This is a genomic window from Borrelia recurrentis A1 (assembly GCF_000019705.1).
GTDB classification, from domain to species: Bacteria; Spirochaetota; Spirochaetia; order Borreliales; family Borreliaceae; genus Borrelia; species Borrelia duttonii.
Map to the genome: position 1 here is coordinate 22,667 of NC_011246.1, position 16,130 is coordinate 38,796.

20 protein-coding genes are annotated in these 16,130 nt (G+C 25.7%); all 20 read right to left on the reverse strand.

The genetic code is table 11. From position 1 onward, the window contains the following. Nucleotides 1-187 precede the first annotated feature (187 nt). A complete protein-coding gene (locus BRE_RS04415; RefSeq protein WP_012539269.1) occupies nt 188-928 on the reverse strand; it encodes a hypothetical protein in 741 nt (246 codons plus the stop codon). A 356-nt stretch (nt 929-1,284) separates the two neighbouring features. Beyond that, nucleotides 1,285-1,413, reverse strand: a complete 129-nt coding sequence (locus tag BRE_RS06785) for a hypothetical protein (protein ID WP_269516809.1) — start codon at nt 1,411-1,413, stop codon at nt 1,285-1,287. Continuing rightward, the gene (locus BRE_RS04420; RefSeq protein WP_232212723.1) at nt 1,392-2,180 is read right to left on the reverse strand and encodes a hypothetical protein; all 789 of its coding nucleotides are present in this window, start codon (nt 2,178-2,180) and stop codon (nt 1,392-1,394) included. The genes BRE_RS06785 and BRE_RS04420 overlap by 22 nt, the downstream gene beginning before the upstream one ends. 153 nt (nt 2,181-2,333) lie before the next feature. Beyond that, nucleotides 2,334-3,206, reverse strand: a complete 873-nt coding sequence (locus BRE_RS04425; RefSeq protein WP_156768695.1) for a complement regulator-acquiring protein — start codon at nt 3,204-3,206, stop codon at nt 2,334-2,336. Between the two features lie 220 nt (nt 3,207-3,426). After that, on the reverse strand, nt 3,427-4,224 hold the full coding sequence (locus BRE_RS04430) for a hypothetical protein (RefSeq protein WP_012539271.1): 798 nt from the start codon (nt 4,222-4,224) through the stop codon (nt 3,427-3,429). A 135-nt stretch (nt 4,225-4,359) separates the two neighbouring features. Then, nucleotides 4,360-5,148, reverse strand: coding sequence for a hypothetical protein (locus tag BRE_RS04435; RefSeq protein ID WP_012539272.1), 789 nt, complete (start codon nt 5,146-5,148; stop codon nt 4,360-4,362). Nucleotides 5,149-5,175: 27 nt separating this feature from the next. Next, entirely contained in the window at nt 5,176-5,940 is a 765-nt protein-coding gene (locus tag BRE_RS04440; RefSeq protein ID WP_232212724.1) for a hypothetical protein, read from the reverse strand. A 30-nt stretch (nt 5,941-5,970) separates the two neighbouring features. After that, complete coding sequence (locus BRE_RS04445; RefSeq protein ID WP_012539274.1) at nt 5,971-6,747, reverse strand: hypothetical protein; 777 nt, start codon at nt 6,745-6,747, stop codon at nt 5,971-5,973. Between the two features lie 343 nt (nt 6,748-7,090). Then, on the reverse strand, nt 7,091-7,237 hold the full coding sequence (locus tag BRE_RS06365) for a hypothetical protein (protein ID WP_198004639.1): 147 nt from the start codon (nt 7,235-7,237) through the stop codon (nt 7,091-7,093). Between the two features lie 461 nt (nt 7,238-7,698). Beyond that, a complete protein-coding gene (locus tag BRE_RS06480) occupies nt 7,699-7,989 on the reverse strand; it encodes a metal-sensitive transcriptional regulator (protein WP_232212725.1) in 291 nt (96 codons plus the stop codon). 21 nt (nt 7,990-8,010) lie between these two features. Continuing rightward, a complete protein-coding gene (locus BRE_RS06485; RefSeq protein ID WP_232212726.1) occupies nt 8,011-8,610 on the reverse strand; it encodes a hypothetical protein in 600 nt (199 codons plus the stop codon). A gap of 200 nt (nt 8,611-8,810) precedes the next feature. Continuing rightward, a complete protein-coding gene (locus BRE_RS04455; RefSeq protein WP_012539275.1) occupies nt 8,811-9,698 on the reverse strand; it encodes a hypothetical protein in 888 nt (295 codons plus the stop codon). A 231-nt stretch (nt 9,699-9,929) separates the two neighbouring features. Further along, nucleotides 9,930-10,670 carry a hypothetical protein gene (locus BRE_RS04460; protein ID WP_012539276.1) on the reverse strand — a complete coding sequence of 247 codons (741 nt, stop codon included), beginning with the start codon at nt 10,668-10,670 and terminating at the stop codon, nt 9,930-9,932. Nucleotides 10,671-10,905: 235 nt separating this feature from the next. After that, a complete protein-coding gene (locus BRE_RS04465) occupies nt 10,906-11,967 on the reverse strand; it encodes a hypothetical protein (RefSeq protein WP_012539277.1) in 1,062 nt (353 codons plus the stop codon). A 337-nt stretch (nt 11,968-12,304) separates the two neighbouring features. After that, nucleotides 12,305-13,099 carry a hypothetical protein gene (locus tag BRE_RS04470; protein WP_232212727.1) on the reverse strand — a complete coding sequence of 265 codons (795 nt, stop codon included), beginning with the start codon at nt 13,097-13,099 and terminating at the stop codon, nt 12,305-12,307. 85 nt (nt 13,100-13,184) lie between these two features. Beyond that, nucleotides 13,185-13,481: a hypothetical protein gene (locus BRE_RS06490; protein WP_232212728.1), complete on the reverse strand. Its 297-nt coding sequence runs from the start codon at nt 13,479-13,481 to the stop codon at nt 13,185-13,187. Between the two features lie 68 nt (nt 13,482-13,549). Next, nucleotides 13,550-14,080: a hypothetical protein gene (locus BRE_RS06495; RefSeq protein WP_232212729.1), complete on the reverse strand. Its 531-nt coding sequence runs from the start codon at nt 14,078-14,080 to the stop codon at nt 13,550-13,552. Nucleotides 14,081-14,203: 123 nt separating this feature from the next. After that, the gene (locus BRE_RS04480; protein WP_012539279.1) at nt 14,204-14,800 is read right to left on the reverse strand and encodes a hypothetical protein; all 597 of its coding nucleotides are present in this window, start codon (nt 14,798-14,800) and stop codon (nt 14,204-14,206) included. Nucleotides 14,801-14,965: 165 nt separating this feature from the next. Then, entirely contained in the window at nt 14,966-15,574 is a 609-nt protein-coding gene (locus tag BRE_RS04485; protein WP_012539280.1) for a hypothetical protein, read from the reverse strand. A 185-nt stretch (nt 15,575-15,759) separates the two neighbouring features. Next, nucleotides 15,760-16,104 (reverse strand): hypothetical protein, encoded by a 345-nt coding sequence (locus tag BRE_RS06500; protein WP_012539281.1) that lies wholly within the window; start codon nt 16,102-16,104, stop codon nt 15,760-15,762. Nucleotides 16,105-16,130 lie beyond the last annotated feature (26 nt).

Genomic DNA, 16,130 nt, shown 5'->3' on the forward strand with positions numbered 1-16,130 from the left:
TATGCATATTGCATTTAAGTTATCAACAAACTTAAACCACAGTTTATGTGATATGCATAAAAACCGTAAGTCTCAAACAATTCGAAAAATAAAAAAGTCCACATATTTGTGGACTTAACTAATAACTAATTTTACTCTGTTTAATTATTAATTTTTATTATAAATAACATCAAAAGATCGCAAATCCCTACTCCTTACCTACATTTTTTACCAACTCTAACACTTTGTCCTTAATAGAAATAAACAACTGCAACAATTCATGCTTAAGATCACAAAGCTTATTATTAATACCTTGAACATCAACACATTGTTGATTAGGATTCTCAATCTCCAAATTATCCAAAATTTCTAATTTATTTATAACAGCATTTTTAACGGTTAAATTTGATGCTTCATTAATCGCATTTTTTACTTGACCTACAAACATACCCCATTTGACACACACATCATCTAACATCAAAGCAAGCTCCTTTAAACCTTCCATATTATTACTATCCTTAAGAACACCTATATTATCATTTTTCTGAAGCAAATTATTAATCGGAACAATAAGCTTTAGACTAAACTGTCTTAACCTATGAACAAACGAATTACCAACCTCTGTATTATAATAATATCTATTAAGATTAAAAGTAGTTATTATACGTTTTAAATTATCAATAGCAACAGCATCAAACCCTAAACTAGCATAAAAATCATTTTGAGCATATTCTTCAACATAAGCATTAAATAATCTCTTTATATCGTCAAAAAAGGAATTACTAAATCCTTTTGGCCCATTAATTAAACTTTTAAATCTATTATAACTATTAAGCAATACAATATAAGCTTCCGTAAAATCACCACTTATATCTTGCTCACCATCCTGTTTACAAGAACACACAAACAATACACCTAGTATAAATATTATTTTATATATCACATTCATTAAATATACTCCTATATATATAAATATATTTTTTATGTTTATTAACCTTTAACCTAAACGTAACAAACCACAACAATAATATAAATTGTTTATTTTTTATATTATTTTTTTATATTTTAATAATTTTTATATTTTAATAATTATTAAAAATAATATCATAAATTAATCACAATAATCAAAAAATTTTTTCATAAAAATAAAACTATTAAAATATATCAACTTACCTACAAGGTTATTTAATATATTGACAATAAAGATATAAAAGAATCAATAAAGATTGTATACATATTAATGATATACATATATAAAATAAATAATTTGTATATCAACCTTTTAATTAATTACTTTTTATATTATTAATTTTCTTTCTTTGACTTTTGTTTATCTGAATCTCCTTTTAATTTTGAATAAATACGGAACTTACGAGCCCTTTGTTCCTTCAGATCAACAATTTTTTCTTTAATTATTTCTTTAAAACCAAACAAACCACTCTTAGTATCAACTTTATTAAAAATATCTCCATCATTACCAATAATAAGATCCAACTCATATTTAATGGAGGCAATTTTTTTAAATTCACTATATTTTCTATATTATCTATAAATAAATTAAAAACATATTCCTTTTGTTTAAACAAGTTATCTAAAGCAACACTAATAGAATTAATAGAATCTAAGTCATTATCCTCCTGCAACATATCTAAATTAGAGTTACTCAAAATTTCACCATTCTCTTCTACAACATCCAAAGCATATATCCCAATATCTTGTAAAACTATCAACAAATTCAAAGCTGTATTCTCATATTCAGAAACTATTCTAGGATCATCAATCTTAACAGAAATCAATTTATTTACAATACTCTTTACTTTTTCAAGATATTCTACATTATATTTCATAGCAATATAAACACAATTTTTGGAATAATCATCTTTAAAATAATGATTAAAACCATGAAACATGCCATCAAATTTGGATTTATCAAAACCTTTAGAACCAACATCTAATGAAATCCTAAATTCCTGAACTTTTCTTTTTAATGATTCATAAGGTGTTATTGGCAAGGGAAGATCTCTATATAGATCTAAACTTTCTGTTGTATATGAATCTAAATTTAGTAGGTCAAAATTATCTAAATGTTTTGAAAGAACAACTTTGTGTACATCACCAAAATTATCTTTTCTAACAACTGAACAACTAATGAATAAATTTAAAGCAACAATTATCAATACTCCCATACCTATTCTTGACATATATTCTCCTTATTAAAACTTAATCAATTATAACATCCCTCTACTCAAGAATAACAAAACTAAAAAATTAACATTCAAAATAACACCTACTAATCTTATATCAACACAATAAATACTTAAACATTTTAAATTAGCAAAAAAATATATATAAAACTATTTGGTCAATTCTTCAACTTTCTTAATAATTGCAAAGTTTAAGCTCTGTAAACTCAATTTATTAGCACCAACAGGAGCATCAAAAGGATTAAAAATCCTATTATAAATATCACTATCCCTACTAATCATACTGCTAAGATAAACGCTTATTGCTCTAGCCTTACTCTGAGGGTCTGCTAAATCAGAATATATTCCCATTGAACGTTCCAAAATTGCACTTAATTTACTTACTAAAACATTATGTTGCAATAAAACACTATCCAATTTAGATTTAAGATCTCTTAAACTAGCCACATTATCTCTCCTTTTTAATATATTTAAATTGGCTACATTTAAAATAACCCCTTTCTCATCCACAATATCACTTATATATTGAGTACTAATACTTAAATATCTAAGCAAATTAACAACTAAATCACAACCCTTCTTTTCACCTGAATTTACTAAACTTTTTATTATTGTCTTTAAATTACCTAAAGAATCAACATCATAATTTAAACTAGCATAAATTTCTCTTTTAACTTTTACATCATACCCAATTTTATAACCATATGAAGAACAAATTTGAAACATATCATCAAACTGAGCTTCATCAAATTCCATACAATCAAACTTTAATGTCTTTTTAATATTGTTAATACTTTGAAGTAACTCAGAATAAGCTAGAGAACCTTTATTGCCTTGGCCTTGCTTTTGCAATATTATATCTATACCAAAACTTGATAAAGCAGCAGTTCCCCCCTTATTACTCTTACTCTTAGCATACCTCAAATATGGGTAACTTTCACCACTTGATAACTGCCCATCAAATGAACACCCTATGATCATCAAACAACTCAAAATAAAAAATATTAGACATATTATTTTCATCAAATAGCTCCTCTAACATAGAAATATTACAAAACAATACCCTGACATATGTAATGAAATATATTAAAACATTATATTTCATTATTATTAATTAACAAATATTAAATTAATAATAATAAATATTTTTAATTTAATTAAAGATATTAATCTCTTTTAATCAAAAGAGTAACATCAAATACACAACTTTAAAAAAACATTTAAAAAACAATTATTTTGACATTCATAAACACAATTTTAAATTATCAAATTCTTCTTCAAGTGCAACTCTTAAATATCTAAGACTTTTTAAACCATTAATCATTTCTCTAATATATCCTTGCGAACCAGTAATCAAATTTAACTTAAGTAAAAATTTATCATTATCATTAATAACATCTATTGCACCACTTAGCATATTTTTAACTTCATCCACAATAGTATTTTGTAGTTTCAGCATTTCATCTAAATAAGACTTAATTAAATTAATACCTGTTATATTATTACTACATCGCATCATACTCAAATTATCCTGACTAAAAATTCCATAATCTTCATCTATAACTTCTCTTACATAAATAGCACTAGCGCTCAAGCGATACAATAATATTAAAGCAATATCTTTATGATTAGCAGATATTAAAGTTTCTATCAACCTTTTCAAATTTGCAATAATCAAAGAATTATACTTTAAACTACCATAAACATCATCTTTTGCCTCATCATCACTAAAATCCATATCATATATACCAAAAATACCATTGTCAAACTGCAATTTAACTGACAAAAAAGCATCACGATTTTCACTATAAGAAGACTTAAGAGCATACAAACTTTTCATTAATTGATCATAAACCACATTTGCTTGAGGATATTTATATCTAATCGGAGGTAATTGTGATGGAGCTAACGTATTGCCACTTTGTGATAAATCATCAAAATTCATCACAACAATATCATCTGCTGAATCATTATGTACTTTACACGCCAAAAATAAATTTAGGATATAAAACATAAAAATTAATATATAAATTCTTATCATTAAATACCCTCCCTTAGCATTTCTTCTAAATCATATAGAAAAGCCATTAAATGTAATTATACTACTTTTAAAGAGAATATCCCAAATATATAAATACATCTAGAATAAAGAACAATAATTTACTGTAATTCAAACTCATTGTAGCCATAATGTTTCTTTTAATTCCTCTAATTTTTTTATAATATCATTCTTTAACCCTAAAAGACTCTCATCACCCACATGAATTTTTTTATAAATAATTCCCGTATTCGAACCAATTATCCTTATATTACCATTAATACTTGATATACGATCAGCAGAAGCAACTTCCATGAATTTTTTTATGCTACTAAAAATATTCCTAATATCTTTAATTACACTTGCCCTTCTATATAATAATTCACCAAACATAGCATTAAGTGAACTAACAATATGCATATTATTCCCCTTCTTAATATTAACAAGATTAAAATCACTAATAACAACATCACTTGCTGTTATAACAGCAGAAACATATTGATCAATATCTCTTAAAGAAAATAATAAAGCTTTAATATTTTGTTTCCTATCCTCATCAATAAAGCCAAATAATCTAGCTATGAGATTTTTTAAAATCTCAATATCTTCAACATTATAATCTAAACTAGCATAAACACTATTTCTTTGACTTTCAGTTTTAAATTCATTATCAAATATAATATTGTCAAATGGAATTTCTTTATCAAAATCTTCCTTTTTTAATTTAAATGACTCATAATTGGAATGAAACATTCTTTTAAATTTTAAGTAATTTACTTTAAGTAACTCAACATCACTTCTTCCATCATAACCACTAAGTCCATCTTTACCATTATGACCCACAAATCCAGCTAAACCACGCTCCCCTATTTTACATCCAAATACTAACAACATTAAAATAAAAATTACTACATAAATTTTTTTCATAAAAACTCCTTTTAGAGCCTCAACATACTAGACATTGGTATTTATTTTCTTAATAATTAGATCTCTCAAACTTTTCAAGCTATCATTATCTCCATAAATTTTTTCATAAATATTACCACCAACATCAATAATTGGAGCTAACTCAACTTTAAGATTTGAAGGACTTGATGAACCCAATATTGCCAAATTTGGATTTTTCAGTAATACTTTAATATCATTAACAATACTTTCTCTTAAACCTAACATACCCATCAAAAGAAAATTAAGTTCAAAAACAACAGACCTGTCAAAACTACGCAACCTATCCAAGTCAAAATCAGGAGTAAATAAATTTAAGTTTATAACCTCATCAATATAACTGGCACTATCTAATAGAGAATTCAAAAAATTTTTAGCAACATTATGATCTTGCGAAGTAGAACTACGACCTCCTACCAATAATCGCAAAATATGCAATACATCCTCAAAAACCAATTCATTACTCTTTACTGCAATACAAATATAATCTTTATTTTTATCTGATTGGAATTTATCCTCAAATGCAACATGTGAGAATATAGAAGACTTTTCAATAGAATCCTTAATTTTCTTAACATCACCAAGATTATAATTATAAGAACTCTTAAGGACTAAAAAGGCTGACATTAACAATTCAACATCACCATGATGATCTTGTCCCTTCTCTCCATCTCTTCCATCAGGACCCCTAAGACCCTGTATCCCAGTAGGCCCAACACATCCCAATATCACTAAAAAATTTACAACACATATTAATACATTCATTCTTTTCATAAAAACTCCCATTCTAAGAATCTATAAAAACTAAACTCTTCGTTTTAAATTTTTTATTTTATTTAAAATTGCCTCTTTTAAACTAAACAAACTATCAACACCTAAATTAACTTGTTTATAAATATTTCCTGATGAAGTAATAATTACATTTAATGAATTCATAATATTACGCATACTTGGGTTTCCAACATCGATATATCCCTTTAACATACTAAACAACAATCTAATATCATCTATTATCTTTTCTCTCCCCATCCACATCATCATTAACATAACATTAAGGTCACTAATACCTTCAACATCATCAATTTCATTTAATACATCTAAACTAGGCTCCAATGCAGACAAAACTAATTTTACATGTCGAGCACTATCAACTAAAACATTCAATACATGTAAAGCATTACTCCTAATTATTTCATCCTTATTATCCACCAATATCTCTACAACCTTTTCTACTACCTTAATATCCTCAATGTTATATTTTAAGCTAGCATAAAAATCATTTCTTTGCTCAACATTGCTACCCGAAAATTCATCTTTAAATACACTATGAGAGAAAAAAGCTTCAGCATCAAAATTATTAACTTCAGAATCAAATTTTTCTCTATTAGCAGTATACGACCTATAAAGATTAAAAAAATTCATATACAAAATCGCAAGATCACCTCGTCCAGCCTTACCCGGTTTTCCATCAACCCCATCACTTCCTGCAAGCCCCATCCGACCTGAAGGGCCTTTAGCATCACAACCCGTAAATAACAAAACACCAAATGTAATACTCATTACCATACATATAAATTTCATTCAACCACTCCTCACTTCTCCTTCATAACTAAAAATACATTAAGATATCAATACTTATTATCTAAGTATAATTAGTTTCAAACAATAAGAAGTATTAGTTTATAATAATTATAACACAAATTATTAAAATAATTAAAACAATATATTAAATGACATTTATGTATATTTTTTACTATAATCAATATTAATATACATAATGATCAATTGGCCTATCTTTAATACCATACCCTCAATATAAATAAGTAGTAATAGATATAATCAAATAGGATTTCAAACTTTAGAATATCTAAATAAATGTCTTATATTCTAATTTTAAGATAACTCATAAGAACGCTTCTTATTGTTAGTTAAATTTAAATTCATTTTGTTTAATCTCAATATGTTCCTGTTGTAAGTTCTCAGCAACATCCTGCTTACAAGACAAAATACTTAGCATACATAACACATACAGTACACATATTATAAATAACAAAACGCCTATTCCTTTCACACAATTCTCCTTTTCTAAAATTACATGATAATAATAATAGTAATACTATATAATTAATAAGTTTTAATATTGATTATAATATAAAATATTATCACAAATAAAAAAACAATTTAAACTTTAAAAAAATAAATTTTATAGATATCAATCTAATATAAAAGACAATATATATCAAAAAAAGCAGACAACAGGATACTTATTTTAAAAATATAATTAATTATAAATTTTAACAAAAAAAATTCATAAACTTAATAAGTTAATAATAACTACCTCTAAATTAGAAGTAGCTATTATTTATATAGAATATTGAAGAATTATTTTACTAAATATGCTATGCGAGTTACCATTCCTATAATAGAATAAGATGCATGCTGAATCTCTCTACTAGAATTATTCTCAAGCCCAATAGTTTGTTTTAACCCCCTCAACACTTCTTTTTTATTTTTCGATGCTAATGAGAGTATTTATTCTTGAATTATCTTTACTGCATTGTCTCTTTCGATCATAAATTTTTCTAAGAGATCATTAAGTGCAATTATATCTTCCACGCTCTTACCATTTTTAATTCGATCTAAATTTGCAGTATTTAAATGATTATTGATAAGTTTTCTTGTATAATTTGAAATATTTAATAATAGATTAAATAAATGAGCTGCAACTCTTGTATCACCATAAGAATAAAGAGCAGGATATTTTAAATCCAAATTATTTAATATTTTCTCTAATCCCGTAATAACTTTAACATCACTCCCCAAAGCAGCATAAATATCTGATTGTTACTCTGCAGAAGTAAAAATTGGTGACACCTTTTTAAAAGGAATACTTAATGAATAATGCCTTGGATTAAATCGTCTGCGTTCATGTATAAGTTTTGATTTATACTTTAATACTCTAGATTCAAATGCAGCATAAACTTCTTGTGCTGTTTTTTTAGGAATTAATAACTTAACTTTTCCATCAATCTTTAAATTTGACCTAAACTTACTTTTACTTTCAAGTTGCCTAGCATCACTCTTTTCATTTTTTGCAGATTTATTATCTCCAAACACTCTATCCCCAACTCTCTTGTTTGAAACATCCTTCTCTAAAACCCCCTTACCTAAATCTAGAGATTTAGCAACAACTTTGGTTAAATCTCTATCTTTTGCTACAATCTCTTTTGATTCAAGTTTTACTTTATCCAAAATTAAAGATTTTTGATCCTTTAAATCCGTTTGTTCAAGTATTTCTGTTTGTTTAAGTGTTTTTTTACGTGAATAATTCTTTAAATTATCTTTTGATTGATGCATATCTAAAAAATTAGTAATTTCTGACAATTTAAGCTGCTTACAAGATATCATACCAAATGCATATAAAATTATGCCCAATCCTTGCATAAACTTCTCCTTTATCTTAGCGTTTACACCAACCAATATTTAAACTCAATATAATGCAATATAATGATATTTACTAAATGATTTATATAAAAAAAGAAAATTTTGCTAATATTTTTTTTCTTTTTGTTATATGGTTTTTAATTATAATATTTAAAAAAATCTTGAGATTCCAATTCAAAACCTCAAGATTTTTCTTTAATTTAACTATTCTTCAATCTTAATAATTGTTCTTCTAATGAGACGATTTCATAAGATAATGACTTAATATTGTTGTCATAACCGTCAACTAAACCAAGTGTTGCTCGCAATTTATTTAAAAATTTTTCTGTCTTCACTAATGATTTTAATAATGTCAATTCTTTTTTCATAGTTTCTACAGCACGAGATCTAACTTTAACAAACTCATCGAAACACTTACTAATTGACAAAAGCTTTTCTTTATTTTTATCCCTATAAATTTTACTAAGACTTGCATTATCTAAATGATTCATAAATTTTTCAGAATAATGCCCAACTTGCCACACAAGAATAAGTAAATTATTAGCAAGCATCCACTCATCATTTTTACCTTCAGCAGATCTGTCATGCGAAGGCATTGCTTTTTCTAAATTCAAATTATTGAATATCAAACCCACATCCTTAATAGCCTGAACATCATATCCTAATCCAGCATAAAAATTTGATTGTCGTTTCAAATTATCATATTGTAAATCTATTTTTCTAAAAGGAATATTGTATGGATTACCAGCTAAATTACTTAAAGAAGCCTCATCTACAAGTGTAGCTTTATAACGATCCGTTTTATTTACAAGCACATTATAAAGCTCATCTATTACGCTTTGTTCTGAACCATTAATCGTAACCTCTACTGGACCAGGATTGCCACCATTTGTTGACCCATTAACTGTTGTACTACCTGATCTAGCAACACTACCGTTATTATCTACTTTCCCCAAAACATAAACAGATCTACCTCCAACATTCAATTGCCCCTCAACCCCCGGATTTTTCCTTAAAGTATCTAAGAGATCTTTACCACAAGATACCATAATAAAGCAAAACAAAAAATAAATTCTTATTACTCTCATAAATCATCCCCCTTTTCTTAAGGATTATTATATTGTAATTAATATAATATAACATCATCTACAATATAACATAAATTACAAAAAAAATAATAAGTATAAAATTATCACATAATAACAAAAAAAGATTAAAAATTAACAGAATAACAAATAAAATGTATGATATACACGATATTCATTACATAAAATTTATATTAAATAAATACTAACTTTAAATATCAACAAATAAAAGTTTTAACTAAGACTCCAAATCGTAATTGCAATTGTGCTCATTAAATTTATATCCTGCCCAATTTCACCCTCATAAGCAACCATTTCCTTCATCCCTGTCAATACGGACTCTCTAGTAATTTTTGATTCTAAGTATGTTATTTGTAACTTGATTTTAGACATACAATTTTCCCTTAAAGTAATAAAGTCCTCCAAATGATTATAAATCTCAGTAATGCGCAATTTATCTTTGCTAGATTTAATATGAAGTAAAGTTTCATCACTCAAATAATAATTAACAAGTGTCTTAGCATAATCTGTAATATTATTTAAAAATTTTAATAATTTATAAGCAACATCAGCATCAATATTAATGAAATGAGGACTATTAAAATCAAGCTTATTTAATACATTTCCTAATTGTTTAATAACCTCCATATCGTATCCCAAACTAGAATAAATTTTATACTGCTTATCTGAATCGGCAAAATCTGATGAGATTTTCTTAAAAGGAATATTTAACAAAAATTTACCTGAATTAAATTGAGAATATAAACCATTAATTTCTTCTCTGTAAGCAATCACTCTTGTCTTTAGAGTATAAAAAACCTGCTCTTTATCACTAATATTAAAAGACCCTTGTACACGTACATTACCACTACTTGTATTACGTTTTAAATCAAATACCTTTCTAACAGGTCGATTTTTTACAATACTTCCCACACTATAAACCAAAGTACCTGTCAATAAACCAAATAATTTCATAAGTCTCTTCTCCCTATTACAATTAATATACTATATAGTAATCAATATAATAAAATACACAATATATATTTATATATAAAACAATATTGTAACAACTCAGTTCATGCATAATTTCATCACAATTCAAGGAATACTATTCACTTTTAATGTAAAAAACTAAAGAAAATTTTTAACATTCCTTAAATAATAAATAACAAACAAAAACATTAAATGGGCTTATAAGCCCATTTAATGTTTAATTTATAACCAAATTTGAAATTAGCATAGCAAACTCTCTTAAAACACTAATTTTCATCTTATATTTACCCTCACCAAAATCCTTTTGTAATAAAGATATTATTTCACTCTCATCATCAATAGAGCCCAATGATTCTATATTATCCCTAATATCCTCAACAAGTTCTTCTTTTAATTGAACAATATTATCCAAAGCATCACTAATACGCTTAATGTCAATATCTCGTTCTCTAATATTTGCTAGAATTTCTTCATTTAAAAGCTCTAAAGAATCTTTGGGATATTGTGATAGTTCACTTAAAACTGATAACACATCATCAAAGACCTCTAAAATTCCATTAGAAATATTTGTTAACAATAACTTATCAAATAAGTTACCCAACCTTGCAATAAGACCAACATTATATCTTAATCCTGAATAAACTTTATCCTGTTCCTCCTCAAAACTAAAATCTGAAGAGATTTTATCAAAAGGAATATTAAAAAATAATTTAGTTAAATAAAACTGATCACGTTCATTTAAAAACTTTGCCTTGTAAGTTTGTACCTTCTCCAAAAGAAAATCATAAACTTTTCCCTCACCACCCAAATCGCTATCATCATTCTCAAAATTATCTCTAAATTCAACTTCCCTTTCTTCCAAAATTTTATTTCCATCAACCCTATCTGTCTTCTCTAAATTATCTTTATCAATTTCATCTCCACCATTAACACCCTCTCTAGCATCATTAGTTTGAAAATCATCTATCCTTTGTTGTTTTTCTATATCTAACTGAAAATCAAATTCATTTTCTGGAAATACTATCTGCTCCCCATAATCACTACTCTTAACACTATCTTCCGGATGATTAAAAATTTCATCCCATAAATCTGAACTTATAAATGACAGATTTGTCACTTCTGACTGGTTTAATTTATCCAATTTTTTTAAATTACGTGTACCACCAACCTCATCTTTTTGGTTAAAATCTTTATCCATTCTCTCCTCTAAAGACCAATATCTACAAGAAATCATATTCATTACACACAACAAATAAAATATTAAACCTAATATTTTCATATGCTTCTCCTTCCTTAAGATTGTATATCTTTAAACTCAATATTTAATAATACCAATACAATTTAATACTTATTATTATATAATATAATTATATTTATTCAAGAAGATGTTATAAATCACATCACAACTTTAAAACATTCTTATCAAATGAATTAAAATCACACCAAGTTAATAACACTAAGACAAATAAAAACTCAAATATTAACCAACATGTAAACAAAAAATAGTCTCTCTCATGTAAAAATATTTAAAAATTACTTATTATTACAAAATTTCAAATGTTATTAAATAAGTTTGATAATTAAAGACAATACCTATAGTAAAGAATAAATCACATTTATTTAATCAAACATTTAATTATGGTTAATGGTCCACTTTTTAGGTCCTCAAAATCTCTAATAAGTCTAGTATTTGATAGACCTATCGTTAATTCACCGTTAGGAAATTTTAAAAAAATATTCACAATACTATTATTAAAAACATTTAACATAGTCTCTCTATCAGCTCCTTCAGCTACCAATTTAATTAATATGGCTTCAAGATCCTGATCCAAACTTGCTTTTTTCTTTATAAAATCAACTAAATAATAATAAATTAAAGCAAGTTCTTTATCTGTCTTAGTAGTCTTAAGTCGCTCTAAAGTTTCATCATTAAAATCATCATTAACAAGCCTTTTTAAAACTTTTGAATTTTCGTCTAAATAAGATAAAAAAATAGAAAAACGCGATGCATCTCCCAAAATACTACTATAAGTCGGTAATATTAATGTATGAAACATATATTCCAAACCATAAATAGCTTTAACATTATAGTTTAAACTTTCAAAAATAAAATTTGCATCACTATAAACTGGAAATATCTTTGATAAGGGAAACTTAAACTCAGGCTTAGACTCACCCTCTTTTAATTTAAATGTCCTACCATTAAGTTTATTTCTATACTCTTTGACTAACCTATGAATCTTATAAAAAGTCACATAACGAGGATCAATGCCAACAAGTCTTATAAATGATAAATTAGAACACACATCTTTATCATCTGCATCATTCACATTTTCACTTGACTTATCAACATTCTTTTCACTACAAGATAAGATGAACAATATACATAATATAATATTAATTCTTCTCATAAATATTCCCTTTTTCATATATAAATATATATACACAAATTTCAACAATAATATTCAAAAAATATAATTATATTTGAATAAACAATCATATTCTCCTTGCATTTATATACATATCTACCTTGGGCAAATCCTTTATGATTCCAATAACTAATTCTTGAATAGTTTTTGCAAAATCAGAACTATCAGCAATTTTCTTCTGAATCCCTCCATCTCTAATAATCTTACCAAGTTCCGCCTCCATTAACCTTCTGTAACGTTTTAAGTTTGCCACACTATTTATAACATTTTTAAAATCCGCTATCAATTCATCTCTTAATTGCATAAACAATAATAATAAATTGGTGATACTCGAAACATTTTCCACTGTAATCTCTTTACTCATCTTAATTTTTTCTAATACTTCATCACTAAAGAGATTAACAACAAAATTAATATGATATGCAAGTTGCTCTAAATTAAATAATAAAAAAGAGATGCAATTCTTACATCCACCTTATCTATATTTCTCTCTGAAAGCGGTATATCAATAAAAGTTAATCCCACATTTAATGTATTGAGTATCTCTCTTAATGCATTAATGCAATCAAGATCATATCCTAAAACCATATAAATATTGCGACTCTTATTAACTCCATCACAATAAGTATCAAATTCCAAATTTCCCTTTTGAAGAGCTGACATCTTACCATAACATGACAACTCTTTAACAATATCCTTGCTATATTGATCAATAACAGAAATAGAACTCTTGCTCAAACCACTATTTCTATATTCATAATCAATCAACAATTTAAAAAAAGAAACTAAAGATTCTAAATCATTATAAGTTCTACTTACTGAACTTCTAAAAAATGGAATCAATTCAAATGTTGAAAATGCGAATTTATCATTATTAATCTTCTCTCCATCATTCAAAACAGCATCAGATCTGCATCCTAATACAAAATTTAACACACATAAGAAAATAAAAAACCTTATCATAAATTTCTCCCCTAATATTATCAATATTTTAACAAATAGTAATATACTCTATAACGATATGTCAAATTACTATATATATAAATATATAGATTAGAAATACCTAAATTTATAACATCAAACCAATTATAAAAGATCAACCAACTCTATAATATCAAATAAAATATAATGGATATTGCGCATTTCCTTATTAAAATTTGAATCTGAACTAGCTATAACTTTCTGTAGTTCATTTAATATATCATCCTCATTGGTCTTTGATGCAACAACAACAATAACATCTCTAAACTTAGACATTAAATCTTTAACAGCATCTATAAATTGAACTAAATACTTAGTAATTTTTTCAAGATCATCTTCATCTCTAAATTTAAGCATTTCTAATTTAGCTTTATTTAAAACATCTTCAAAGAAAATTTGAATTGAATGAGCAACGTACATTAAACCATTTAGCAAATTAGTAACAATTCTTGTATCTCTATCTCCCATATTCTTAAAATTCAACATTTGAAATACTCTACCCAAACTAAGAATAATCTCAATATCATATCTTAATGCTTCATAAACCTCATCCAAATCTGAAGGATAATAAATGTCATTTAAAATCCCTTTAAAATTAATACTTATCCTCTCTTCTTTGGAAAAAAATGCAACTCGCTTACTTTCAAGCTCTTGCTTAAATTTCATCAATAAGTTACTCAAAATACCAAAAGAAGATTTCATTTCATCTATATATTACTCCTTTTATAACACTATTTACCAATATTTACAGTATACATACATAAACATCAATTAATTAAGATGAATTAATAAATAACTATTATTTAAAATTTTTTAATTTCATATTCAAAACAAAAAAACACAATATTATTTAATAATTTACTACTTTTACAAAAAATCAACTAACTCTATAATATCAAATAAAAGATAATGAATATTACGAACACCTTTATTAAATTTTGAATCTAACTTAGCAACCACTCTACTCAACTCTTTTAATATGCTATCTTCATTAATTTTTGATGCAACAGATACAATGATAGCCTTAACTTGCAACATCAAATCTTTTATTATTTCTATAAACTGTTCTAGATAAATAACAATTTTTTTAATATCCTCATTATCTCTTAACTGGAGCAAATCCAATTTTGTTTGATTAAAAATATCTTTAAAGAGAGTCTGAATTGAATGTGCGACCCGCATTAAACCATTTAATAAATTCATCACAAGTCTTGTGTCTCTATCATAAACATGCTTAAAATTCAATTTACTAAAAATCAAACCTAACCTACCAATAATTTCAACATCATACCCTAACATAGTATAAATTTTATCTCTATCTGATTGATAATAAATAATATCATCTAATACCCCCTTAAAATTAATATCCAATTGAGACTGTTTAGAAATAAATGCATAACGTTCATTTTCAAGTTCTTCTCTAAAACCAATCAATATTTCTTTAAGCTCATCAAAATTTTGCTCCCTTAAATCCATATATTTATACTCCTTTGTGCAAGCTATCTATTATTAGAACGCATACATTATACTACCAATCACATTGTAAAAACAATATAATATAATAACAATATCACTAATTTATTAAAAAAATTTTTACTCTTTAGCTTATATTAAAAATAAAATGAAATTGACTTTAAAAAATGAAATTTTTCAAATTAAAATTATGATTTAAATATTTCATTCAGTTTATCTTCAATTTTAAACACATTATCTACAATGCCAATCAAAATTCTATTTAACAAAATACCATCATCAATTAAACTCTCTAAATAATTTATCATCATCAATTTATCACCTCTTCTTGCAGCTGCCTCATTAACAAAATGCTTAATATCTGAGATTAACTCTTCCCTTGCCTTCATAAAGTAATCTAAATGAAACATAATATTATCAATAAAAGTCACTAAACCTTCTTCAAACTTAAAATAGTCTTTAATTTTAGCCAGATTCTCATTGTTTAAATGCCTATTTAATAATATAATTCCGTATTTTGTAACATTTTCCAATTCTTTTAAAAACCTAATAGCAACAT